Genomic DNA, 22,946 nt, shown 5'->3' with positions numbered 1-22,946 from the left:
GCTTACGGCGGCGGCGTTCACCTACATTGCGGCGGCTCTGACGGCGCTTCTGACGCTGCTGTACCTGATCCTGATCAGCCGCCAGTAGCGGCGCCGGTTCGGAGATCTTCTGCCGGAGGGGGCAGCCCGCCCCCTCCGGTTTCTTCTGTTCTTCGGAACGGGCGCTGATGGTAAAATCTTCTCTGTCGTGGAGAAGGTGCAGAAGATAGGCTGGCGCAAACGCCGGGTCCGCGGGCTGGGAGAGCCGCACCCGTGGGAGCCGCAGCACATGCGGCTTCAGAGCGTGTGCTACGCCGAGGCTGCGGGCGGCGGGCGGCGCAACGTTGCTTTAGGGGTCATCCAGCACCTGTGGCGCGCTCCGGTCGCTTTTATCGGCTTCTACGCGCCGGAGGGCGTGAAGATCACGGAGAGCAGGATCTACGTGCCCGGCAGCCTGCGGCTGGTGGACGACTCGGAGTATCTGGCCGGGGTTGAGGCCCACAAGCGGGCCTTCGCCGGGGATCTGAGGGGTACGATGCTCCTCGACGGCGGTCTGCCCGGCTACTTCGACATCCCGATGGACGCCGGCTGGCGGATCTCGCTCGATCTGGTGCATCGGAGGCTGGAGCTCACCGATGCCTGGGGGCTCGCCTCCAGCGCCGAGGTGGTGGGGGATATCGCCCCGTTCGCCTGGGCCTACCAGAAGAGCGGGTTCTGCGTGCTGACCCTTTACGACAAGGATCTCGGCGGCCCGAGGGATGACCTGCTCTTCGTGGCCAAGCGGGAGGGGGTTGAGCTGCGCTGGCGGCAGCGGGTCGCATAGGGGAGCCCGGGACGGAGAGGCCGGGAGCTTAGAAGAGGATGTTCGGGCGCGACACGGGCGGCTTCGCTGCGACCAGCCCTCCGGAGGGCTTCAGCCTCCGGGACTTCGAGAGGGCCGGTCTCAGGGTGGCCGAGCGCACCTTCCGGGCCGGGGAGACCATCTTTTCGCCCGGGGACCCTTCCGACCAGCTCTACTTCCTGCTCTCCGGCACCGTTCGCATCTACAAGATCTACGGCGACTACAAGGAGGCCACCATCGCCCTGCTTAAGAACGAGGGCATCTTCGGCAAGCTCTCCCTGGTGGAGGGCCGCTGGCAGGACGTCTTCACCGAGGCCGTCACCGATGCCCGGGTGGCCGCGGTGCAGAAGGCCGCCCTGGAGTGGGCAATCCGTCGGCAGCCGGATTTCGCCCTCAAGCTCTTCGCCGCGCTGGCCGAGCGCCTGCGGCAGTCCGACGAGCTGGTGGAGAGCCTGCTGCACCGGGAGGTATCGAGCCGGCTGGCAACACTGCTGCTGAACCTGAGCGAGCGCTTCGGGCGGAGGACCGGGGAAGGGACGGTGCTGGACTTCCGCCTCACCCACCAGGAGCTGGCGAACATGGTCGCCTCCACCCGGGAGGCGGTCTCCAAGGCGATGAGCGAGTTTCAGAAGGAGGGTGTCATAGAGGTCCGGGACCGCAGGATACTCATCCCGGACCCCGCGGCGCTCTCCGAAAAATCCGCGCGGCTGCGGGCCTAGAGAGCCAGACCAGAGCCGCCGCTGTGAGCTCCGCCAGCGTCTGCCAAAGCCTCGACGCCGCGACCAGCGCGGCCGCCACCGGCGCGGGGAAGACGAGCGCGAGGACCGCGTATAGCGCCACCTCCTTCACGCCCAGCCCGCTCGGGGTTACGAAGGCCAGGAAACCCACCTCCCAGGCGAAGGCGTAGCCGCCGGCCAGGAGAGCAATCTCGGAGAGCCCTACCGGAGCCACCGATGCGGCCAGAGCGGCGAATGCCAGCCCCAGCAGCGCCCAGCCCCCGGTGTAGTAGAGGGTGAGGAGAAGTACTCGGCCGAAGGGCAGCGTCGCCTCCAGCGGCTCCCGGCCGAGCTTCCGGAGCCCCAGATTCGCGGCGCGGCCGAAGATCGCGGGGTGCAGCAACGCGAGACCGACCGGGGCCAGGGCCGCCAGGGCGAGCGCGTAACCCTTGTACTCGAACTCCGGCCAGAAGGGTACGGTCGCGGCGGCGAAGAGGAGGGCGGAGATGAGGATGAGGGCGTTCTCGTAGACCATGCTGGCGAAGGTCACGCGGCCGGGAATTCCCCGGCGGCGGCAGAGCGCGATGCGGCCGGCCACCATCGCCACGTTCCCCGGCACATAGCGGCCCAGGATGGAGGCGAACCAGATGCGGCCGGACTCCCCCTGAGAGAGCGGGTCGCCGAAGTTTTGCATGATCAGGCGCCAGCCGCCCCACTGCTGCGCGTAGTAGGCGAAGAGCAGCCCGACCGAGAGCGCCAGGTAGAAGGCGTTGAACCGCCAGTCGTACTCCCTCGCCTCTTCCCAGCCTGCGACTATCGCGCGGCCCAGAAACAGCGCCGCGAGCAGGATGAGCAGCGGCCCCGCCAGCTTCCGCAGCCGGCTCAGGAGCTTCGGATTCAAGGGCTGCGCCCCGCCGCTTCGTACACCTCCAGGTGCCGCCGGGCGATGCTCTCCCAAGAGAAGAGTCGCTTCGCACGCTCCCGGCCGGCCGCACCCATCCTGGCGGCCAGGGCGGGGGACTCGATCAGCTGCAGCAGGCGTCCGGCCAGGGCTCCGGGGTCGTTCGGCGGGACCAGAAACCCCGTCTTCCCGTCCTCGACCGCGTCCACTATCCCGCCGAGCCGGCTGGCGACGATGGGCTTGCCGTGGCTCATAGCCTCGATCAGCACGACCCCCAGGCCCTCCGTCTCGCCGCGGGAGTCCACCACGGCGGGGAGGCAGAAGACCGTGCAGCGGCGGTAGAAGTCCGCAAGCTCCTCGTTTGAGACCCTGCCTGCCAGCTGCACCACGTCTCCCACTTTTCTCCGCCTTATCTCACGCTCCACCACGGAGCGGTACTCGCCGCCCCCCACGATAACCACCCGTGCCCGGCCCCTCAGGCGTTCTGCAGCCCGCACCAGCACCGGGAAACCCTTGCGCTCGATCATGCGCCCGACCGCAAGCACGACGGGCGGCCTCTCGCCATCCTCCTCCGGGGAGCGGTCCAGGTCGACCGCCCCTCGCGGCGGACCCCAGGGGATGACGGTGGCCTCTACCCCGGCCAGCTCCCGCACCGCGGCGGCGGTGTGGGAGGAGTTGGCTATGGCGGCGTCCAGGTTGCGGCCGATCCAGCGCAAAACCGGCGCGAGGTGCCACTTGCGCCGCGCCAGGGCCAGCTCGGCGCCGTGGAAGCTGGCGACGAGCTTCGGGTCGCCGGGCGCGGCCCAGGCCCCGGCCTGGGCCGGCAGCCCCATCGGAAGCGGCCACTGCGAGTGCAGCACGTCGTAGTCCCGCCGGCGGGCGAGGCGCGCGGCGGCGGCCATCCCGGCCCCCACGAGCGCGAAGGCCGGAAGCAGGAGGTCTCGCCGCCCGGCCATGTTGTTCATCGCGCCCGCCTCGTGGGTCACGATCTCGAGTCTCTTCGTGAAGTAGCGGTAGCGGTGGACCGGGATGCCGTGGACCTCGTGGCTCTCGAGCCCCGCGTAGGCGGGAGCCAGTACCTCCACGTCTACCCCCAGCTCGCGCAGGACGAGGATGAGCTCCAGCATCCAGGGGACCTGATCGTCCCGTTCGCTGCGGGGAAAGGTGGAGGTTACGAAGAGGACCCTCAACGCCCGTTGCTGTCGGGGTCTTCTGGCGGCAGAAGCTCGGCGCGGACCTCGCGCGCGATGCTGTAGGGCGGCTCGTCGCTCGTGTGGCTGGTGCGGGCGATCAGCTCCGCGATCAGGCCGAAAGATACGCTCTGCACACCGACGATGATCAGGAGCACACCGAGGATCAGCAGCGGCCGGTCGCCGATGCCCTCTCCCATGAACCACAGCACCGTGAGGTACGCGTTTATGATGACTCCCAGCGCGGCGAAGACGAGCCCGATGCCGCCGAAGAGGTGCAGCGGCCGCCGCTGGTAGAGCCCCAGGAAGACTATGCTCATCAGGTCGAACATGCCCCGCACGTAGCGCTCCAACCCGAACTTGGAGTGTCCGCCGCCGCGGGGCCGGTGGTTGACGGCCGCCTCCCCGACCCTGAAGCCCCGGTAGTGGGCCAGAGCCGGGATGTAGCGGTGCAGCTCGCCGTAGAGCGTGACCTCCTGCACGACCTCCCGCCGGTAGACCTTCAGGCCGCAGTTGAAGTCGTGCAGGCGCACGCCGGTCAAAAGCTGGGTGGTCTTGTTGAAGAGCCTGGACGGCAGCCGCTTCTCCAGCGGGTCCTTGCGGCTCTTCTTCCAGCCGGAGACGAGGTCCAGGTCCTCTTCGACCAGGACGCCGAGCAGGCGCGGGATCTCGCCGGGATCGTCCTGCAGGTCGGCGTCCAGCGTCGCCACGGCCTCGTAGCGGGCCCTGGCGAACCCCGCCGCGAGCGCCGCGCTCTTCCCGAAGTTGCGCCGGAAGTGCACCACGCGGGCCGTCCGGTCCCCGGCGGCTATGCGGTCCAGGATCTCGCGGCTTCCGTCCGTGGAGCCGTCGTTTACGTACAGGATCTCGTGCGGGATGCCGGCGAGCGCCGCTCTTATCTCGGAGTGCAGGCGCTCCAGGCACTCCTCCTCGTTGTAGACCGGCACGACCACGGATACGCCGTCGAAGTTCCGCTTGACGGCAGCCGGGACGTTCGAGCCGGAGAGGTCGCGTTGCATAACGTGGCAGAGTATATACGAGATCGCGCGAAAAAATAGCCCCCGCGCGTGCTAATCTAGCCCCGTGCGGAAGGAGCGGAATATCCGGCGCCGGCTCCCGGCAGCGTACTTCGCGGTGCTGGCGATGATCGGGGTTCTGACCGTCGGGCGGATCGGGATCACCTGGGACGAGCCCAACTACTTCACCTCCTCCTACTCCTACCTCTCCTGGTTCGGGCACGTCTTCCAGGAGCCCTCGGACTGGTGGGCCTCGATAGACCGCTACTGGGAGCAGAGTCACGAGGCCCCGCCGTTCTTCAAGCTGTGGGCCGGGCTCTTCGCCGGAGCCGGAGCGCTCGTCTTCGGCACGGAGGATCTGAGGCTGCTCGGAGACGCCTACCGGCTGGGCTCCTACGCCCTCTTCTTGCTCGCCGCCATCGCGGCGTTCCGGTTTGCGCGCCGGGAGTTCGGCGAGGCCGCGGCGTGGGGGGCGGCGCTCACCTTCCCCCTCATCCCGGTACTCTTCGGGTTCGCCCGCCTGGGACAGCTCGACGGCGCGGCTGCGGCGCTCTACCTGCTGGCGGCTCTGGCGCTGCTGCGGGCGCTTGAGAGAGGCGGTCGCGGGCGCGTCCTGGGGGCCGGGCTGCTCCTGGGAGCCGCCTTCGCCACCAAGCTGACCGTCTTCCCGCTGCCGCTCGCGGCGCTGGCCTGGGTTCTGGTCTACCGCCGGGGACGGGCGGCGTTGGTGCGGCTTGCGGGGGCGTGCGCCGCCGGGGCGGCGTTCTTCTTCGCGCTCTGGCCCTGGCTCTGGCGCGATCCCGTGCCCCGCACGCTGGAGTTCCTCTTCTGGGCCCGGGGGCTTCAGGAAGAGCGGCTCACGTACTATCTGGGCGAGTGGTGGGCCGGGGCTCCCTGGCACTACCCGGTCGCCGCGCTGCTGGTCTTCACGCCTCTGGTGGTCGCCGCGGCCGGGGTTCTCGGGGCCGTCCGGCTCTTCCGCGGCTCGTCCAGCCCGGCGGCGGGGTGGATACTCATCCACCTCGCCTTCCTGCTGGCCGCCGCCGGTTCCGGCCTCGTACCGGTCTACGGCGGGCCGCGGCAGTTCCTGCCGGTCTTCCCGCTCTGGGCCATCTGCGCCGGGGTGGGGGCGGGTTGGCTGGCTTCCCGGTTGCGGGTCTGTGCTCCCGCGCTTCTGGCGGGGTACGCGGCGCTGGCGCTGCCGGGCATCCTGTGGACCGGGGCCGGAAGCTCGCTGGAGTACTACGGCGAGGGTGTGGGGCTCATCCCGGGCGCGCACGCTTTCGGGTTTGAGACGACGTATCTCGCGAACACCTACCGCCCGGCCGTAGAGTACCTGAACCGGGAGGCTCCGGAAGGCGCTACCGTCTACGTGCAGGCCGGGACCTACCCGGTGATGGAGACCTACCGCAGGGTCGGGGAGCTCCGGGAGGATCTGCGCCCGGCCTACCTGGCCCCGATCGCCGTCGAGCGCTATGAGTGGGACGAGGCGCCCCGCGAAGGCTCCTACTTCGTCTTCCTGCCCCGGCAGTCCGTCTACACGAACCAACTGCTGGCCCTGGAACGGAAGGAGCCGCTCTACACCTACGAGAAGGGCGGGGTGCCGCTGGTGCGGGTCTACTCCGGAGAGCAGGTGGGGGAGACGCTGGGTATCCCCGGCCGGCCGGAGCCGCGGAGGGTCGGGCCGCTGAACGCACTCTTTGCGGGCGGCGCAACGCTAGCCCTTCTTCTCCTTCTGAGGCAGCAGGATCAGGACGAAGAGCGGAAGGAGCAGCAGGTTCCGGACCGTTAGCAGGAAGGTGAAGTAGGGCAGGTTGCCCTCTATCGCCCAGTACTCCCCGTTTATGAACGTGGTGAGCGCGATGGCCGCGAAGTAGAGGCCCCACGTCAGCCGCTCGTGCCGGAAGCGGCAGAGCGCCAGCAGCGGCAGCGGCCAGAGCAGGAAGTGGGGAGAGAGAACCTTCCCGAAGACCGCGAACGCGAAGATGGCCGCCGCCGCGCCGAAGACGGCGTCCCGCCGCAGGAAACCGGCGAGCAGGGCTATGCCCACCGTCGCTATCTGGATCGCCTCGAAGAGCCCGACCAGCGGGCCGCTCCAGGGCCCGACGACGTTGAAGCTGCCGTAGGAGTGGATCACCTCGTGCTCCGGCAGCAGGAGCTGGATGTTGGCCGGGATGCTCTCCACCATCGCCGGCCGGTCGGCGTGGTAGGTGAGGAAGTAGACCGTCTCGGTTCCGAACGCCGCAAAACCCCAGGCGATGCCGAGTACGAATACGGCTCCGGCCACCGCCCAGCGCTTGATCGCCTCCCGCAGGCCCGCTCCGAAGGCGAGCGCCGGTGCGGCTACCATCGGGTAGAGCTTGAGAGCACCTCCAAGGCCCCACAAAAACCCCGCCCAGAGCGCCCGGCCGCGCAGGAGCAGCGCCGCCCCGGCGGCGGTCGCGGCGACCATCGCGAGGTCGTGCCGGATGAACGGCAGCCGCCAGAAGAGCAGGAAGCCGACCCCGTACAGGATGACGGGCCGGGTGCCGATGCGGGAGAGGCAGTAGAGGATGAGAACGTCCAGCAGCAACATCTCCAGCCCGAAGAGGAAGGCATAGAGGACCGGGTAGTCCGCGAACGGGCCGGGGAGGGCGAGGATTATCAGGCTCAGCGGCGGGTACTCGTAGGCGAAGTCGGCATAGGGCAGGAGGCCAGAGAAGAGCTTTACGGCATAATCCCGGAAGATCTCGACCTGGAACGCCGGCTCGCGCGGGATCAGCAGCAGTACCGCCGAGTGCAGCGCGATAAACGTCAGCAGAGCCCGGCGGGGAGATGCGAAAAACACTTCAAAGTACCTCAGCACGGGTGTATTCTCGCACAGAGAGAAACTTTCTTTCACCGGGTACGTATGTATAGACCAGAATGGAGCCCACGGCTACAGTGACCCTCGAGGGCTGGCGGGGACGCATCAGAAGCACTTCGGCCCCGCTGGAGCGGCTCGGGGACGAGGAGCTGGTCGCGCGGGCGCGCGGGGGAGACCTCCGCTCCTACGAGGAGCTCGTCCGGCGCTACGAGCGGCTGGTCGGCCGGGTGCTCTACCGGTACGCCGGTCAGGAGGTGGCCGTCGAGGATCTCATGCAGGAGACCTTCCTGCGGGCCTACGACCGGCTGGACACCTTCGATCCCCGCTACCGCTTCAAGACCTGGCTTCTGGCGATAGCCAGCAATCTGGGCGTGGATGTACTGCGCCGCCGCCGGGAGACGGTGGAGTTCAACCCGGAGTTTCACTCCCGGGTCACGCGCGGTCCGGAGGCCGCCGTGCAGGAGGCCGAGCGGGCCGAAGACCTGCAGGCGGCCCTCCTCCGGCTGCCGGAGAAGTACAGCGTCCCGCTAATCCTGCGCTATGCCGAGGATCTCAGCTACGGTGAGATAGCCGAGATCCTGAACCTCTCCGTCCCGGCGGTCAAGAGCCGGCTCTTCCGCGGGCGGGGCATGCTGGCCGGGATGCTGGAAGAGGAGCAAGGATGAGCTGTCCCTACGGCGAGGAGGACATCTTCCAGCTCGTCGAGGGGGAGCTGGATCCCGGGCGGCGGCGGGCTCTGCGGGCACACCTGCGCGGGTGCGCCGCCTGCCGGGAGCGCTACGAGCGGGAGTTGATGCTTAGCGACTCCTTGCGGTCTCTGGGGCGCTCGGAGCTGCGCGAGACACCCTCCATAGCGTGCCAGGTCGCGATGGCGCTGCCCACCCGCTCCGGGCGGGCCCGGATCATGTGGACCCTCTTCGGAGCCGTCCTCTTCGCTCTGGCCGTGGTCGCGCTGGAGCTGCGGGATGTGAGCCTGATCACGGCCGGGATGGAGGTTCTGGGCTTCTCCTGGGGGGTGGCCTCCGGGCTTGCGGGCATGCTCAGGATCTTCTTCACCGCGGCCGGGTCTTTCATCCTGCTCGCGCTCGCCGTCGGCGCGCTGATAGATCTCGGGATCGCGGCGGGCTGGATCCTCTTCCGCCGCAGAAGAGCCCGGGAGGCATGATATGCCGCCCGCCGTGAGAAACGCGCTGCTGGTTCTCACGGCCGCGCTGCTGCTGGCGCTGCCGGAGACGGCTTCCGCGCTGGAGAAGAAGCCCGTGGGAGACATCGTGGTGCGAGAGGGTGAGGTCCTGCCCGAGGCGAGCACCGGCTGGGGAGATATCACGGTGGACGGGGAGGTCTCCGGAGACGTGCGCAGCGGGTTCGGGGACGTGGAGATCAACGGGCCCGTCGGCGGCGACGTGGAGGTCGGGTTCGGGCAGCTGGCCATCAACTCGCGGGTTCAGGGCGGGGTGAGCGTCGGGCACGGTGACGTCCGCCTCGGTCCTGAGGCCGAGGTGGGGAGGGTCTCGGTCGGCAACGGGAGCATCGATCCCCACCCGGATGCCGTCATCCGGGACGCCGAGTCGCTGGGAGCCGCATCCGAGATCCGGCACTCGCTCTGGGCCGGCCTCGTCTCCGGCATCCCGGAGATGGCGAGCTGGATGCTCGCGGCTCTGGGGCTGGCGGCCGTGGGGATCCTGCTGGTGGCGTTGGTCCCGCGCCCGGTGTGGGCCGCCGCCCGGAGTCTGGAGACGGCTCCCGGCCGGGCGCTCCTGCTGGGGCTCGCCTCGCTGCCCGGCGTCTTCATCCTGAGCGTTTTGCTCGCCGTGACCATAATCGGTATCCCGGTCCTGCTGCTCGCCGTTCCGGCGTATCTGGCGCTCGTGATCTTCGGGGTTCTCGTGGTCGCATACCTGCTGGGACGCCGGGTGCTCATCGGGACCGGCTACTACCGTGGCGGTGACGTGGCGGCCGTCGGGCTCGGCGCCATTCTGGTCTCGGCCGTGTACCTGATACCGCTCCTGGGCGGCGCCCTGCTCGCCCTTCTGGCCCTGCTCGGGACCGGGGCGGCCATCTCCGCCGCGCTCTTCCGCCGCCAGAGCGGCCATCCATCCTACGAGGCGTATCTGAGAGACCGGCGCGGCCGCTGAGCCGGGGGAGCTTGCACGGCGGCCGGCAGCATATATACTGCCAGATGAGGTGGGATCGGTTGGCACCCCGCGTAACGCAAACGTAACATCCGTGCAACGCGCACTTAACTGCGGTGGGCTAACATCCGCCTGAGACGAAGACGTTGCGCGGGATGCAGGGGACGTTTGAAAGGAGGCTTGTTCGCGAGGGATAAGCGAGTGTATGCGTATCTCGGACGTATCGGAAGAGACCGGATGACAGAAGGAGGATAAGGTTTGACCGAATCTTTGAGCAGGTTTACACGACTAGCCATGCTGCTGGCCCTCATAGCTGTGATGCTATGGGCCGTAGCCGGCTGCGGTGAGCAGGCCGGGGAGCAGCCTGCCGAGGAGCCTGGCGAGGGCGAGGCTGCGGAGGAGGTAGCCGGTGAGAACGGGATCGTAATCGGCTACGATCAGGAGCCGCAGATCCTCAACAGTTTCATTCAGGGTGGAGACCTGGCGGCCACCAGCGACATGACGGCGGGTATCCTGCAGGCTCCGCTCAGGATTACGCCGGATCTGAGCACGCTGGAGTCGGCCTACCAGCCCGAGCTGGCCGAGTCTCAGCCGGAGGTCGTGAGCGAGGACCCGCTGATCATCGAGTACACCCTGCGGGAGGGCATCACGTGGTCCGACGGCGAGCCACTCACCAGCGAGGACGCCCGGTGGACCTATGAGCAGATCATGGACGAGGACAACCAGATCATCACCCGCGTCGGGTGGGAGCTGATCGAGAGCTTCGAGACGCCGGACGAGCGGACCGTCCGCATAACCTTCAGCGAGCCCTACGCCCCGTGGCGCGACCTTCTGGCGACCGCGATCCTGCCCAAGCACATCTACGAGAACGAGGACTTCAACACCGCGCTGAACAACGAGATCGTCGGCAGCGGTCCCTTCGTGCTGGAGGAGTGGCGCAAGGGTCAGGACCTCACGCTCGTCAAGAACGAGAACTACTGGGGCGAGGAGCCCGCTCTGGACCGGATAACCTTCCGGTTCATCCCGGACACCAACACCCTCATAACCTCGCTCGAGGCCGGCGAGGTGGACTTCATCAACCCGCCGCCGGACATCGGCCTGATCGAGCGTCTGGAGAACATCCAGGGCGCGCAGGTCGAGACCGCGGCCGGCACGACGTGGGAGCACATCGCCTTCAACCTCGAAGAGGTAGACAACCTCCAGCTGCGCCAGGCCATAGCCTACGGCATAAACCGCCAGCAGGTCGTGGATGAGATCCTGCAGGGCGAGGTTCCGCCGCTGCACAGCATTCTGGTTCCCGAGCAGGGCGATTTCTACACCCCGGCGTGGGAGCAGTACACTCACGACCCGGAGCGGGCGCGCCAGCTCGTTGAGGAGGCTGAGGCTGCGGGCGCCGAGACCACGATCACCTTCTCGACGACCGCCGGCAACGCCCTGCGCGAGACGCTGCAGCAGGTCGTGCAGCAGCAGCTGCAGGAGGTCGGCATAGACATCCGCATCGAGAACACTGCCGCGCAGACCTTCTTCGGTCAGTGGACGGTCGAGGGCAACTTCCAGATGGGCGAGTGGGCCTGGCTCGCCAGCCCGGACCCGTCGGTCACGACGCTCTTCAGTGCGGACCAGATCCCGCCGGACGGCCAGAACTACTACCGCTACGAGAACGAGCAGGTCACCGAGTGGCTCAACGAGGCCGACCGGACCGTCGACGTCGAGCAGCGGGCCGAGCTGCTGCGGCAGGTGCAGGAGCAGATGGCCGAGGATCTGCCGCTCATCCCCATGTTCCAGCGGCCGGTCACCTACGCCTTCGTCGAGGGGCTCGAGGGGCCGGAGGTCAACCCGACCCTCGCCGGACCGTTCTGGAATATCGAGGAGTGGTCCATCTCGCGCTAGCGGAGCGCATTCTCAGGTGTGAGGCCCCGAACCTGCGGGCCTCACACCTCCGCGCTACGTCCGAAAGAAGGCGTACGCTTGCAATCGTGATTCGCTGGGGATTTAATAACGACACCGCTACGGGCATGGAGATTGTGTTCGGAACTCCCGAGAGCGGGCCGGAGGTGCGCGAAGCTTGCTAGCTTACATAATCAGGAAGATACTCTTCAGCATCATCATTCTGTTCGTGGCGAGCTTCGTCATCTTCTATCTGGTGAGTCTTTCGGGAGACCCCCTGCAGGAGCTGGCGCTCAATCCGCGGGTCAGTCAGGAGGACATAGAGCGGCTGGCCGCCACGTATGGTCTGGATCAGCCCGTGTACGTGCAGTACGGGATCTGGATCCGCGACATACTGCTGTATGGGGACTTCGGGCTGAGCTTCAAGCAGAACACGGACGTGAACTCGATCATAGCCGCGCGCATCTGGCCGACGGTGCTGCTGATGGGTTCATCGCTCATCTTCACGCTGGCCATAGCCATACCGTTCGGCATCTACTCGGCGATCAAGAAGTACAGCCTCATCGACAACATCGGGACCTTCCTCTCGTTCGTGGGTTTTGCGATGCCGGTCTTCTTCCTGGGGTTGATTCTGCAGCTGGTCTTCGCCGTCTATCTCACAGAATGGCTTGGCGTGCGGGTCTTCTACGTCTCCGGGATGAGTTCCAGGGGCGGGGGCGTGATAGATCTGCTGCAGCACCTCTTCTTGCCGATGGTAACCCTCTCGGTGGTGAGCATCGCGACCTTCACGCGCTTTCAGCGCAGTGCGATGCTGGATGTGCTCTCGGCGGAGTACCTGCGGACGGCGCGCGCCAAGGGGTTGAGCGAGAGGACGGTCTACCTCAAGCACGCTCTGCGCAACGCGCTCATACCCACCATCACGCTCATAGCTCTCAGCGCGGTCTCACTGATCGCCGGGGCGGTCATCACGGAGACCGTCTTCTCGTGGCCGGGGCTCGGGTTCCTGCTCATAGACTCGCTCTACAAGGGCGACTACAACGTGGCGCGGGCGCTGCTGCTCATCACGGCGGTGCTGACGGTGCTATTCAACCTCCTGGCCGACATAGCGTACTCGATCGTGGACCCGCGGGTCAGCTACGACTAGGGTAGAGGAGAGTTCTGTGGTAGATCAGAGAAGGACGGGGGCCGGGGGCGGCATAGAGAGCAGCGAGGTGATGCAGGCTGCCGAGGCCGCCGGTGAAGAGTACGGCAAGGTAGAGGGCCGGACCCAGCGCGAGATAGTCTGGCGGCGCTTCAAGCGGCACCGGCTGGCTCTCATCAGCGCCTTCGTCCTCATCCTTCTGTACATCTCGGCCATAGGCGCGCCCGTCTTCGCGCCCTACGGATACGAGGAGCAGGACTTCACCCGCATCAACCAGCCGCCGAGCGCCGAGAACATAATGGGGACCGACCGGCTCGGGCGGGACACCTTCTCCCGCGTGCTGTACGGGGGCCGGGTCTCGCTCATGGTCGGCCTCGGGGTGGGCGTCTTCTCGACCGCGCTCGGAGCGGGGCTGGGGATAATCTCCGGCTACTACGGCCGGGCGGTGGATGTGGGTATCATGGGTCTTACGGACTTCGTGCTGGTCCTGCCGTTCCTGCCGGTGATGCTGGTGCTCGGGAGCATCTTCCGCTTCACCCCGCTGACCATCACGCTGGTGCTGATAGTCCTGATCTGGACCCAGATAGCCCGGTTAGTGCGCGGGGAGGTGCTCTCCCTGCGCGACCGGGAGTTCGTGCAGGCGGCCAGGGCCATCGGCGTTTCGGACTTCAAGATCATGGTCCGGCACATCCTGCCGAACGTGGTCGGCGTGATAACCGTGCAGGCCACCCTCACCGTGGCGCTGGCCATCCTGCTGGAGAGCGCGCTCTCGTTCCTGGGGCTGGGCATCCAGCCGCCGACGCCTTCCTGGGGCAACATGCTGACCGACGCGCGCACCACGATGACCCAGCAGTGGTGGCTGACGATCTTCCCCGGCATGATGATAGTCATCACGACGTTGTGTATTAACTTCCTGGGCGACGGGCTCAGGGATGCTCTGGACCCGAAGGCGGTAGAATAGCGAGCATGGCGCTGCTAGAGGTAAGAGATCTGAAGACGCATTTCAGGACGCCGGACGGGATCGTCAAGGCGGTCGATGGCGTCTCGTTCACGCTGGAGGCGGGGGAGACCCTGGGGATAGTCGGGGAGTCCGGTTCGGGCAAGAGCGTCACGGCGCTCTCGATCATGCGGCTCAACCCCCAGCCGCCCTGCTACTACCCGCAGGGCGAGATCCTGTTCGAGGGCCGGAACCTGCTGGAGGCGGGCGAGAGGGAGCTGCGGGACATCCGGGGCAACGACATCGCCATGATCTTCCAGGACCCCATGACCTCGCTCAACCCGGTCTTCACGGTCGGCGACCAGATCATGGAGGCGGTCCGCATCCACCAGAAGGTCTCCAAGAAGGAGGCGAAGGACATAGCGATCCAGGCCCTCCGGGACGTGGGCATCCCCAACCCCGAGCGGCGGGTGGACGAGTACCCGCATCAGTACTCGGGCGGCATGCGCCAGCGGGCCATGATCGCGATGGCTCTGGCATGCAACCCGAAGATCCTGATCGCCGACGAGCCGACGACGGCGCTCGATGTCACCATCCAGGCCCAGATCCTGGAGCTGATGGTGGAGCTGCAGGAGAAGTACGGCACGGCGATCATCATGATCACGCACGACCTCGGGGTGGTCGCGCAGCTGGCGGACAAGATCATGGTCATGTACGGGGGGCGGGCCGTGGAGACGGGGACGACCGACGACGTCTTCTACGACCCGCTGATGCCCTACACCTGGTCGCTTCTGCGTTCCATCCCGCGGCTGGACAAGGCTGGGGAGGTACGGCTCCTGCCGATCAGGGGCCAGCCGCCCTCGCTCATCTTCCTGCCTCCGGGGTGCAACTTCAACCCGCGCTGCCCGTTCGCGAAGGACAAATGCCGCGAGGTGGACCCGCCGCTGGAGGAGAAGCGTCCCGGACACCGGGCGGCATGCATCCTCTCGCTGCAGGAGATAGAGGAGAGCAAGCACCGGGTGGACGAAGAGCTGGGGGTGGAGCAGTAGCATGAGCGAGTACCTGCTAGAGACCCGCAACCTGAAGATGCACTTCCCCATCCGGGCGGGGGTGTTCAAGCGCACGGTGGGGCACGTGAAGGCTGTGGACGGAGTGGACCTGCAGGTCCGCCGGGGGGAGACGCTGGGTCTGGTGGGCGAGTCCGGGTGCGGCAAGAGCACGCTGGCGCGCCTGATCCTGCGGCTGCTGGAGCCCACCGAGGGCGAGGTGATCTTCGAGGGCGAGAACATCCTGAAGTACAACCGCCGGCAGATGATGAAGGTGCGGCGGAACATGCAGATCATCTTCCAGGACCCCTACGCCAGCCTGAACCCCCGGATGACCGTGGGCAACATCATCGCCGAGCCGCTGAGGACCCACAGGGTCACCGACGACGTGAAGAAGCGGGTGCAGGAGCTGCTGGAGATGGTGGGCCTAAGCCCCGAGCACTACAACCGCTACCCGCACGAGTTCTCCGGCGGCCAGCGGCAGAGGATCGGGGTCGCGCGCGCCATCGCGCTGCGGCCGAAGCTGATCATCTGCGACGAGCCGGTCTCCGCCCTGGACGTCTCGATCCAGGCCCAGATAGTGAACCTGCTGGAGGATTTGCAGGACGAGCTGGGCCTGACCTACATCTTCATCGCGCACGACCTCTCGGTCGTCAAGCACATCTCCGACCGGGTGGCGGTGATGTACCTGGGCAAGATCGCGGAGATCGCCGACCGCAATACCCTCTACGGCCGTCCGCGCCACCCGTATACCAACTCGCTGCTCTCCGCGATCCCGATCCCGGACCCGAAGCTGGAGCGCGAGCGGCGGCGGATCGTGCTGGAGGGCGACGTTCCCTCGCCTGCGAACCCGCCTTCGGGCTGCAATTTCCACACTCGCTGCCCGCGGGCCCGGGAGTACTGCCGGGAGCACGTGCCGCCGCTGGAGCCGCAGGAGGCGAAGGACCACCGGGCGGCCTGTTTCTTCCCGGTCACCGAGGGCCAGAAGGTGGAGGACCGCACGAGCGAGGTCCCCTACCGGGCGACGACGGCGGAGTAGCCCCGGAGGGCGGCTTCTCTCTTGCGTGGTATCGGCTTCTGCCTGCTCGCCGCTCTCCTCTCGCTGGCGCTTGCGGCCTGCGGTCCGGGCGACCCCACGGTGAGCAACGGTCCGCCCGGGGTTGTTCCCCCGGAGCGGCAGGAGATAACCCAGGTGGGGCCGGGGGGCGTGGCCCGTCTGGAGCTGCCGCTCGAGCCGGGGTGTCTCAACCCCTACCTGCGGGAGTGCGAGGGAGCCGCTGCTCTCTCGGGCGTGATCCTGGAGTCCCCGCTCGCCGTCGTCGGGGACGGTCGCTACAGACCGTACCTGATGGAGTCTCTGCCCTCCTTCGAGTCCGGGACGCTGAGCGAGAATCCGTTCACCGTCACCTACCGGCTGCGGTCCGGCGTCCGGTGGTCCGACGGCGAGCCGCTCACCAGCGGGGACGCCGCCTGGACCTACCGGCAGGCTCGCGAGCTGGGCGACGGGCTGGCCCCTCCGTACGCGGGTTGGAGCGAGCTCGAGCGCGTCGAGACCCCGGACGCGCGCACCGTGCGCCTGACGTTCTCCGCTCCCCGGTCCGACTGGAGGACCCTGCTCACGGCCCCGATCCTGCCCCGGCACGTCTACGAAGGGCGGGATCTCGGCGAACTGCCGCTGAGCGAGGGACTGCTCGGCAGCGGCCCGTTCGTGCTGGAGGAGCGAACTCCGGAGGGCATGTGGCTCGTCCGGAACGAGAACTACTGGGCCGATGAGGAGCTGCCGCTGCTGGACGGGCTGGAGATCCGCTTCGGCGGCCCGGCGGCCGGGGCTCTGGCGGCCGGGCAGGCCGACTTCGGGGTCCTCGGCTCCCGGAGGGCCGGCGAGGTAGAGGTTATGGGCGACGTTCAGACCGCCCCGGCCGCCGCCGCCGTGGAGCAGCTCCTCTTCGACACCGGACGCCTCTCCGATCCCAGGCTGCGCCGGGCCGTGGCCCACGCCATAGACCGGGAGGCGCTCGCCCGGAAGACCGGGGGGCTTGAGGTGGCAAACGGCCTCTTCCCGCCCGGGATGAGCCGCTACCACGCTCCGGCCTGGGAGGAGTACGCGCACGATCCCGCCCTGGCCCGGCGGCTCGCGCGGGCGGCGGGGGCCGCCGGGTCCCTGGAGATCATCTACCCGGCGGGGGACGAGCGGTTGCAGGAGATGGCGGGGGGCGTGGCGCGGGACCTGGAGGCGGCCGGGATATCCGCCCGGGTGCGGGGAGTTCCGGCGCGGGAGCTGGCCCTGAAGATGCTGCCGGGAGCCTTCGACCTCGCCCTGTTGAGATTCGAGGCTCGCCGGGACGGTTCGCTGGCGCTCCACGCGCCCTACAGCCGGTCGGAGGCCCTCGGGGAGAGCCTCCGCGAGCTCGACGTCGGGCGTCGGGCGCGGCTCGTGCGGGAGGCGCAAGAGGAGATGGCTGAGGAGCTGGCGGTGCTGCCGCTCGTCGTTCGGCGGGACGTGCTCGCCTGGTCGAACGCCCTGTACGGCCCGCGGCCGGAGACCCCCGTGCAAAGTGTTCTGTGGAACGTAAGGGAGTGGGGATTCTACCGCTAGCGCCGGGAGATCTGCCGGCAGGGGATGCTACAATCTCTCGTGTCTATGAGAATCATTGCCGGGAGAGCTCGGAGGTTCCCCGCGCGCCGGGGCCGCTGGAGAGCGTTCCTCATCATTCTGCTCGTGGCGCTGATCCCCGCGGCGTACCTCTTCGGAAAGTCGCAGGCTCCGGAGGTGCCCGAGGGAGCCGCCGATGAGTTCGCGCTCTACCTGGAGGCGTGGGAGGCGGTGCGCGAGGACTACGTGGACCGGTCCCGGCTGGACCCCCGGGAGCAGACCTACGGCGCGATCCGGGGGATGCTCGAGAGCCTGGGCGACGAGGGGCACACGCGCTTTTTGACGCCCGAAGAGGCGCGGGCCAACCGGGATGAGCTGGCCGGAGAGTACGTCGGGGTCGGCATCCAGGTCGAGGACCGCGACGGCCGGGTGGTGGTATCCGCTCCCATAGACGGCTCACCCGCCGACGAGGCGGGCATCCGGCCCGGGGACGTAATCGTTGCGGTGGACGGCCGGAGCGTCCGGGACATGGAGCTTAACCGGGTCGTGGAGCTGATCAGGGGCCCCGAGGACACCGGGCTCCGGCTGACCGTCGAGCGGGGAGGCCGGGAGTTCACCTTCCCGCTGGACCGGACCGAGATTCGGGTTCCCGCCGCCTCCTGGCTCATGATCCCCGGCACCGACGCGGCGGTCCTGCGGCTCGCGGCCTTCTCGGCCGGGGCGGCCGACGAGGTGGAACGGGTGATGGAGGAGGCGGAAGAGGCCGGGGCCGGACGCTTCATACTGGACCTCCGGAACAATCCGGGGGGGAGGGTGGATCAGGTGCCCGGGATAGCGGGGCAGTTTCTGGAGCCGGGTCAAGTAGTATACATCCGCAAGGACGCCGACGGCAGGGAGCACGAAGTCTCCGTCCCCCGGCGGGCGGAGCCCACGCGGGCTCCGGTGGTGGTGCTCGTCAACGAGGGGACGGCCTCCAGCGCCGAGATCCTGGCCGGAGCCCTCCAGTCCCACGGCCGGGCGAAGGTCGTCGGGGAGACGACCTTCGGGACGGGGACCGTTCTGAACGAGTTCGTGCTGGAGGACGGCTCCGCCATACTGCTCGGGGTGGCGGAGTGGCTCACCCCCGACGGACGCTTCATCCGCGAGGACGGCATCGAACCGGACGTTCGGGCGGAGCTGCCGGAGGAGGTGCGCCCGCTCACCCCGGACGAGAGCCGGAACCTCTCCCGGGAGCAGATGCTCGACCGCGACCCCCAGCTCGGGCGCGCCTTCGAAGTTCTGCAGAGCGGATCCTAGAACGGCTCCGTTAGCACGCTCTCTCTTGCGGGTACACATCCCGGTGTAACTGCTCGTTTTCAGAGGAAGGTCTTCGCGTGAAACTAACAGGCAGGGCTCTGCGGGGAGCTGTCGGCGGAGCGGTCGGCACGCTCGCGCTTACCGGGTTGCGCAAGGTCATGGACCGGGTGGGACTGGTCGAGACGACGGCCCCCGAACAGGTCGTGAAACGGGCCGAGGAAGTAGGCTTGATCGGGGACATCGGGCCATTCACCCGCCGCCTCCTGATACTCGCCGCGCACTTCGCTTACGGCGTCTCCGCCGGAGCCGCCTTCGGCGCGCTGCGCCGCGAGTGCGCGGGCAGGGACGCTGAGGCCGCAGTGGGAGCGGCGCTCGGAATCCTCAGCTGGGGGGCGGGGTGGTCCGGCTGGCTGTGGATCCTCGGGGTGCATGGCGCACCCTGGCAGCAGCGGACGCCCCGGGTCCTGCTGCCGGTCCTGGATCACGCCTTCTTCGGAGCCGTGTGGGGGCTGGTCTACCGGGTGCTGAGGCGGCCCTAGCTCCGGCAGGTTATACTGAACGCTTAGAGGAGGCGAAGCGATTTGAGCGCAGCGGTAATAATACTGATCATACTTATCATCGTGGGGATAGCGGCAGCGGTCGCTTTCGCCGTCGTCACGGGGCGCACTGCCGGGGAGGCCCCGCGCGAGGGAGAGGACGAGGACGAAGAGCGGCGCGTAGAGGAACGGTAGCGCCGGGCCGTTAATCCAGCAGGTCCCGCAGCCCGGCTGCGTGGGGGCTGCTCTTGATCTTGGCCAGCGCGGTGAGCTGGATCTGGCGTATCCGCTCCCGCGTCACGTCGAACTTCTCACCCACCTCCTCCAGCGTCTTCGGCTGGCCGCCGGAGAGCCCGAAGCGGTACTCCAGCACCATGCGCTCCCGCTCCGGCAGGCCGTTCAGGGCCTCCTGCATCCGGGCCTTCAGCAGCGAGGTGGTGGCCAGATCGTGGGGTGTGGCTGAGTCCTCGTCCGCTATGAAGTCCCCCAGCTCGGAGGAGCTGTCCTCTCCGACCGGGGTCTCCAGCGAGATGGAGCGCCGGCTCACGCGCCGGATGCGCTCTATCTCCTCCGCCTCCACATCCATCGCCCGGGCGACCTCCTCGTCGGTCGGATCCCGGTTCAGCTCCGCGGCCAGCGTGCGCTGGACGCGGTAGTACTTGTTAATCTTCTCGACCATGTGCACCGGTACCCGGATGGTGCGGCCCTTGTCGGCGATGGCCCGGGTTACGGCCTGCCTTATCCACCAGGTGGCATACGTGGAGAACTTGTAGCCCTTGCGGTAGTCGAACTTCTCGACCGCCCGCATCAACCCGATATTCCCTTCCTGCACCAGGTCCAGCAGCGAGACGCCCCGGTTGGCGTACTTCTTGGCGATCGAGACCACCAGCCGCAGGTTCGCCCGGGTAAGGTGGGCCTTGGCCCGCTCGTCGCCCCTCTCTATCCGCTTGGCGAGCTGGACCTCCTGGTTCTTGGTCAGAAGCGGGGTCTTGCCGATCTCGTCCAGATACATCTGGACCGCGTCCCCCGTGTAGCGGCTGCGGAGGTCTCCCTCCAGCACCTCTTCTACCAGCCGGGTCTCATCTTCGGAGTCCTCAGGGACGCCGTTGCTCAGGAACTCCGGGTCCACGACCTCGACACCGTTCTCGCGCAGCAGGGAGTAGACCTGCTGGATCTCTTCGGTGGAAAGGTCTACCTCCTGTAGGAGGTCCAGTACTTCGGCTGATTCAAGAGACCCGGATTCCTGTCCGGCCTCAAAGAGTTCCTGCACTTCGTCTATATCTCGAAGATCTCTCTGAGGTTGCACCCTGCTCCCTTGCTCCTGAAGCCCGTCTGTTACCCTGACGTAATATATCTTAATCGGATGAAAGTTCAATAATGCTCTAAGATGTAACCTCATGACCGGCTACCGGAAGCGGCTCTCTGGAGAGGGTGGAGGATCGTGATCACCAACATTCGCAACCTGTACAAGATACTCAGCGAATCCCGCACTGCTGCCGAGCGGAGAGCGACGCTGGCCGTGCTCGGGGACTCTCCTGCGGCGGACGAGATCGCGGCGGTGCTCGGGGCACAACGGAGTGTCCGGGGGGCGGAGGTCGTAATCTGCGTGCTGGGACCGGGGGAGAGTACGCCTTCCGGAGTGGAGCCGGTGCTCACCGTCTCCATCGGGAGCGGTCCCGGGGACGTCGTTCTGGCCGGTACCACGGAGCAGGACATCAGGGAAGACCTGATCCCCCGCCTGCTGGACGAGGTGGATGAGGACTACCTGCTCCCGCTCGGCCGCGCCTACGAGTCGCTGCGCCGCCCGGTGTGCGAGAAGATCGTGCGCAACAACGCCCGGCAGAACGCCGTGATCGGCGCTCTGCCCATCCCCGGTGCCGACATGCCGGTCATGACGGCCAATCAGGCCCGGATGGTCCTGAGCATCGCCGCCGTCTACGGCGAGGAGCTCTCGCTGGAACGGGCGCGCGAGCTGGTCGGGGTGGTCGCCGCCGGGTTCGGGCTGCGGGCGCTCTCGCGGCAGCTCGTGAAGTTCATCCCGTTCGGAGGCTGGGCTGCCGCGGCCGCCATCGCCTACAGCGGCACGCTGGCGATGGGCCGGGCCTCCATCCTGTACTTCGAGCGCGGCAAGGAGATGCCCGGCGAGGAGGAGATGGAGCGGATCCGGGCGCAGGCCGAGGAGGAGGCCCGCCGCTACGGAGGAGGGCGGTGAGGGGAGGTTCGCTCTGTATAATCCTCTCAGGGAATGGCTGACTGGCGCTTCGTAGAGCCTGACGGCGAGCTTGTATCCGGTCTGATGCGCGCCGCTGGTGTAGATCGGATCTGTGCCGTCGTGCTCGCCAACCGGGGGGTTCTGCCGGAGACGCTCGAGGACTTCCTGAGCCCCAGCCTGAAGAACATCTCGCCCCCGGACGGAGGGCCGTGGCGGGTGGCGGCCCGGCGTGTTGCCACCGCCGTAAGGAGCGGCGAGCGCATCGGCATCTTCGGGGACTACGACGCGGACGGTGTCACCTCCGCCGCCGTTCTGAGCCTCGCTCTGAGCCGCTACACGGAGAACCTGGTCGTGAAGCTCCCCAACCGCCAGACCGGCTACGGGCTGCTGGAGCCCTACGTGCGGGACATGTTCGCCGAGGGGGTTAGGCTGCTCATCACGGCAGACTGCGGGATATCGAACCACCGGGAGATCGAGCTCGCCGCGGGTAATCTGGGGATGGACGTGATCGTGACCGACCACCACCTCCCGCCGGCTGAGCTGCCGGAGGCGGCCGTTGCCGTGCTGGACCCCAAGATATGGGATGAGGACGACCCGCTGGCCGGGGTCGGAGTGGCGTGGAAGCTGGCCCTGGCGCTCGTCCGCGAGCTCGGCGATCCCGAGGGGCGGCGGGTTCTCGGACGGCTGCTGGATCTGGTCGCCATCGGAACGGTCGTGGACATCGCGCCGCTGGTCGGGGAGAACCGCACGCTCGCCTGGACGGGCCTGAAGTACCTGAACGGCGGGAATGTACGGCCCGGGCTCGAGGCCCTGATCCGGGCCGCGGGCGTCAGGCGCCCGCTGGACGAGGAAGACCTGGGATGGCGCATCGGGCCGCGGCTCAACGCCATCGGGCGGATCCGGAACCCGTATCCTGCTCTGGACCTGCTGCTCACCGGAGAGCGGCAGCGGGCGGCCGAGATATCGCAACTGCTCAACCGCCTGAACGCCGAGCGCCAGCAGCGCACCCGGCTGGCCGTGGAGCGCTGTCTGAGGGAGGCCGACCCGGAGCAGGACTTCAAGGTAGTGTTCACGGACGAGATCGGGGGCATCGCCGGGCTCATCGCCGGGAAAGTGGCACAGGCCACGGGCCGGCCGGCGGCCGTATTGCACCGGCGCTCCGACGGCTCCTACGGCGGCTCGGCCCGCGCCGGAGAGACGGACGTGGACCTCTACCGGGCGCTTTCTCTGTCGCGGGAGTTCCTGAAGGAGTGGGGCGGGCACCGCAAGGCGGCGGGGATCTCGGTCTCGCCCGGCAAACTGGAGGCGTTCATCGAGCGTGTAAATGCCGCGGTGCGCGAGCAACTCGCGGAGAACCCGCGGCTCTTCACCCCCGCTCTGGAAATTGAGGCCGAGCTCTCCGCGGAGCGTCTCACCAACGGGCTGCTGGACTGGCACGAGAGGCTCGCCCCGTTCGGAAGCGGGAACTACCGGCCGGTCTTCGTCTCCGGAGGATTCTGCGTGGCGGGCTCCCGGCAGCTCTGGGAGGGGATGAACCTCCTGAAGCTGGACGGCGGGGTCTCGGCGAAGCTGGCGGGAGAGGAGATCCCGGAGTCCCCCTTCGACGCGGCGTACACCGTGAGCCGCAACCCCTACACCGGCGGGGTGGAGCTGGAGATAGTGGACTGGCGGAGGTAGG

At 67.8% G+C, this 22,946-nt stretch carries 22 protein-coding genes; 17 read left to right on the top strand and 5 right to left on the bottom strand.

The annotated features are described in order from the left end of the window. Positions 1-187 precede the first annotated feature (187 nt). Both E0L93_RS12715 and E0L93_RS12710 read left to right on the top strand, forming a co-directional pair. Positions 188-802 carry a hypothetical protein gene (locus tag E0L93_RS12715; protein WP_132692449.1) on the top strand — a complete coding sequence of 205 codons (615 nt, stop codon included), beginning with the start codon at positions 188-190 and terminating at the stop codon, positions 800-802. A 38-nt stretch (positions 803-840) separates the two neighbouring features. Next, a complete protein-coding gene (locus E0L93_RS12710) occupies positions 841-1,539 on the top strand; it encodes a Crp/Fnr family transcriptional regulator (RefSeq protein ID WP_132692448.1) in 699 nt (232 codons plus the stop codon). Here the strand turns inward: E0L93_RS12710 and E0L93_RS12705 are convergent. From E0L93_RS12705 to E0L93_RS12695, 3 genes are read right to left on the bottom strand one after another with little or no spacing between them, the layout of a single operon-like run. Further along, positions 1,487-2,437, bottom strand: coding sequence for a lysylphosphatidylglycerol synthase domain-containing protein (locus tag E0L93_RS12705; protein WP_165874358.1), 951 nt, complete (start codon positions 2,435-2,437; stop codon positions 1,487-1,489). The two genes, E0L93_RS12710 and E0L93_RS12705, sit on opposite strands and share 53 nt — an antisense overlap. Next, positions 2,434-3,627, bottom strand: a complete 1,194-nt coding sequence (locus tag E0L93_RS12700) for a glycosyltransferase family 4 protein (RefSeq protein WP_132692446.1) — start codon at positions 3,625-3,627, stop codon at positions 2,434-2,436. Before E0L93_RS12700 ends, E0L93_RS12705 begins: the two co-directional genes overlap by 4 nt. Then, entirely contained in the window at positions 3,624-4,646 is a 1,023-nt protein-coding gene (locus E0L93_RS12695; protein WP_132692445.1) for a glycosyltransferase family 2 protein, read from the bottom strand. Before E0L93_RS12695 ends, E0L93_RS12700 begins: the two co-directional genes overlap by 4 nt. A gap of 64 nt (positions 4,647-4,710) precedes the next feature. Between E0L93_RS12695 and E0L93_RS12690 the strand changes: the two genes are divergently transcribed. Continuing rightward, positions 4,711-6,435, top strand: coding sequence for a glycosyltransferase family 39 protein (locus E0L93_RS12690; protein WP_132692444.1), 1,725 nt, complete (start codon positions 4,711-4,713; stop codon positions 6,433-6,435). Here the strand turns inward: E0L93_RS12690 and E0L93_RS12685 are convergent. After that, positions 6,361-7,488 carry a glycosyltransferase 87 family protein gene (locus E0L93_RS12685; RefSeq protein WP_165874357.1) on the bottom strand — a complete coding sequence of 376 codons (1,128 nt, stop codon included), beginning with the start codon at positions 7,486-7,488 and terminating at the stop codon, positions 6,361-6,363. The two genes, E0L93_RS12690 and E0L93_RS12685, sit on opposite strands and share 75 nt — an antisense overlap. A gap of 59 nt (positions 7,489-7,547) precedes the next feature. Here E0L93_RS12685 and E0L93_RS12680 point away from each other — a divergent pair, with 59 nt between their 5' ends. From E0L93_RS12680 to E0L93_RS15905, 12 genes are all read left to right on the top strand, one after another. Continuing rightward, complete coding sequence (locus E0L93_RS12680; protein WP_132692442.1) at positions 7,548-8,153, top strand: RNA polymerase sigma factor; 606 nt, start codon at positions 7,548-7,550, stop codon at positions 8,151-8,153. Next, positions 8,150-8,653: an anti-sigma factor family protein gene (locus E0L93_RS12675; RefSeq protein ID WP_132692441.1), complete on the top strand. Its 504-nt coding sequence runs from the start codon at positions 8,150-8,152 to the stop codon at positions 8,651-8,653. The genes E0L93_RS12680 and E0L93_RS12675 overlap by 4 nt, the downstream gene beginning before the upstream one ends. 1 nt (position 8,654) lies before the next feature. Continuing rightward, entirely contained in the window at positions 8,655-9,623 is a 969-nt protein-coding gene (locus tag E0L93_RS12670; RefSeq protein WP_132692440.1) for a DUF8173 domain-containing protein, read from the top strand. A 255-nt stretch (positions 9,624-9,878) separates the two neighbouring features. After that, complete coding sequence (locus E0L93_RS12665) at positions 9,879-11,510, top strand: ABC transporter substrate-binding protein (RefSeq protein WP_132692439.1); 1,632 nt, start codon at positions 9,879-9,881, stop codon at positions 11,508-11,510. 175 nt (positions 11,511-11,685) lie between these two features. Then, positions 11,686-12,651, top strand: a complete 966-nt coding sequence (locus tag E0L93_RS12660) for an ABC transporter permease (protein WP_132692438.1) — start codon at positions 11,686-11,688, stop codon at positions 12,649-12,651. Positions 12,652-12,667: 16 nt separating this feature from the next. Next, positions 12,668-13,609 (top strand): oligopeptide ABC transporter permease, encoded by a 942-nt coding sequence (gene opp4C, locus E0L93_RS12655; RefSeq protein WP_243638222.1) that lies wholly within the window; start codon positions 12,668-12,670, stop codon positions 13,607-13,609. Between the two features lie 5 nt (positions 13,610-13,614). Continuing rightward, positions 13,615-14,634 (top strand): ABC transporter ATP-binding protein, encoded by a 1,020-nt coding sequence (locus E0L93_RS12650; protein ID WP_132692437.1) that lies wholly within the window; start codon positions 13,615-13,617, stop codon positions 14,632-14,634. A gap of 1 nt (position 14,635) precedes the next feature. Next, complete coding sequence (locus E0L93_RS12645; RefSeq protein WP_132692436.1) at positions 14,636-15,670, top strand: ABC transporter ATP-binding protein; 1,035 nt, start codon at positions 14,636-14,638, stop codon at positions 15,668-15,670. Positions 15,671-15,691: 21 nt separating this feature from the next. Next, positions 15,692-17,227: an ABC transporter substrate-binding protein gene (locus E0L93_RS12640; protein WP_132692435.1), complete on the top strand. Its 1,536-nt coding sequence runs from the start codon at positions 15,692-15,694 to the stop codon at positions 17,225-17,227. Positions 17,228-17,272: 45 nt separating this feature from the next. After that, positions 17,273-18,520 carry a S41 family peptidase gene (locus E0L93_RS12635; RefSeq protein WP_165874356.1) on the top strand — a complete coding sequence of 416 codons (1,248 nt, stop codon included), beginning with the start codon at positions 17,273-17,275 and terminating at the stop codon, positions 18,518-18,520. Positions 18,521-18,597: 77 nt separating this feature from the next. Further along, on the top strand, positions 18,598-19,059 hold the full coding sequence (locus tag E0L93_RS12630; RefSeq protein ID WP_132692433.1) for a hypothetical protein: 462 nt from the start codon (positions 18,598-18,600) through the stop codon (positions 19,057-19,059). 42 nt (positions 19,060-19,101) lie between these two features. Continuing rightward, a complete protein-coding gene (locus E0L93_RS15905; protein WP_165874355.1) occupies positions 19,102-19,251 on the top strand; it encodes a hypothetical protein in 150 nt (49 codons plus the stop codon). Positions 19,252-19,261: 10 nt separating this feature from the next. Here the strand turns inward: E0L93_RS15905 and E0L93_RS12625 are convergent, their stop codons facing one another. After that, entirely contained in the window at positions 19,262-20,362 is a 1,101-nt protein-coding gene (locus E0L93_RS12625; protein WP_132692432.1) for a sigma-70 family RNA polymerase sigma factor, read from the bottom strand. 135 nt (positions 20,363-20,497) lie between these two features. Here E0L93_RS12625 and E0L93_RS12620 point away from each other — a divergent pair, with 135 nt between their 5' ends. Next, on the top strand, positions 20,498-21,268 hold the full coding sequence (locus tag E0L93_RS12620; protein WP_165874353.1) for a YcjF family protein: 771 nt from the start codon (positions 20,498-20,500) through the stop codon (positions 21,266-21,268). 33 nt (positions 21,269-21,301) lie between these two features. Further along, entirely contained in the window at positions 21,302-22,945 is a 1,644-nt protein-coding gene (locus tag E0L93_RS12615) for a single-stranded-DNA-specific exonuclease RecJ (RefSeq protein ID WP_132692430.1), read from the top strand. The last annotated feature ends 1 nt before the right edge of the window (position 22,946 follow it).

The organism is Rubrobacter taiwanensis, from assembly GCF_004337705.1.
Lineage (GTDB): Bacteria > Actinomycetota > Rubrobacteria > Rubrobacterales > Rubrobacteraceae > Rubrobacter_C > Rubrobacter_C taiwanensis.
This window is presented reverse-complemented; position numbering and strand designations above follow the sequence as displayed.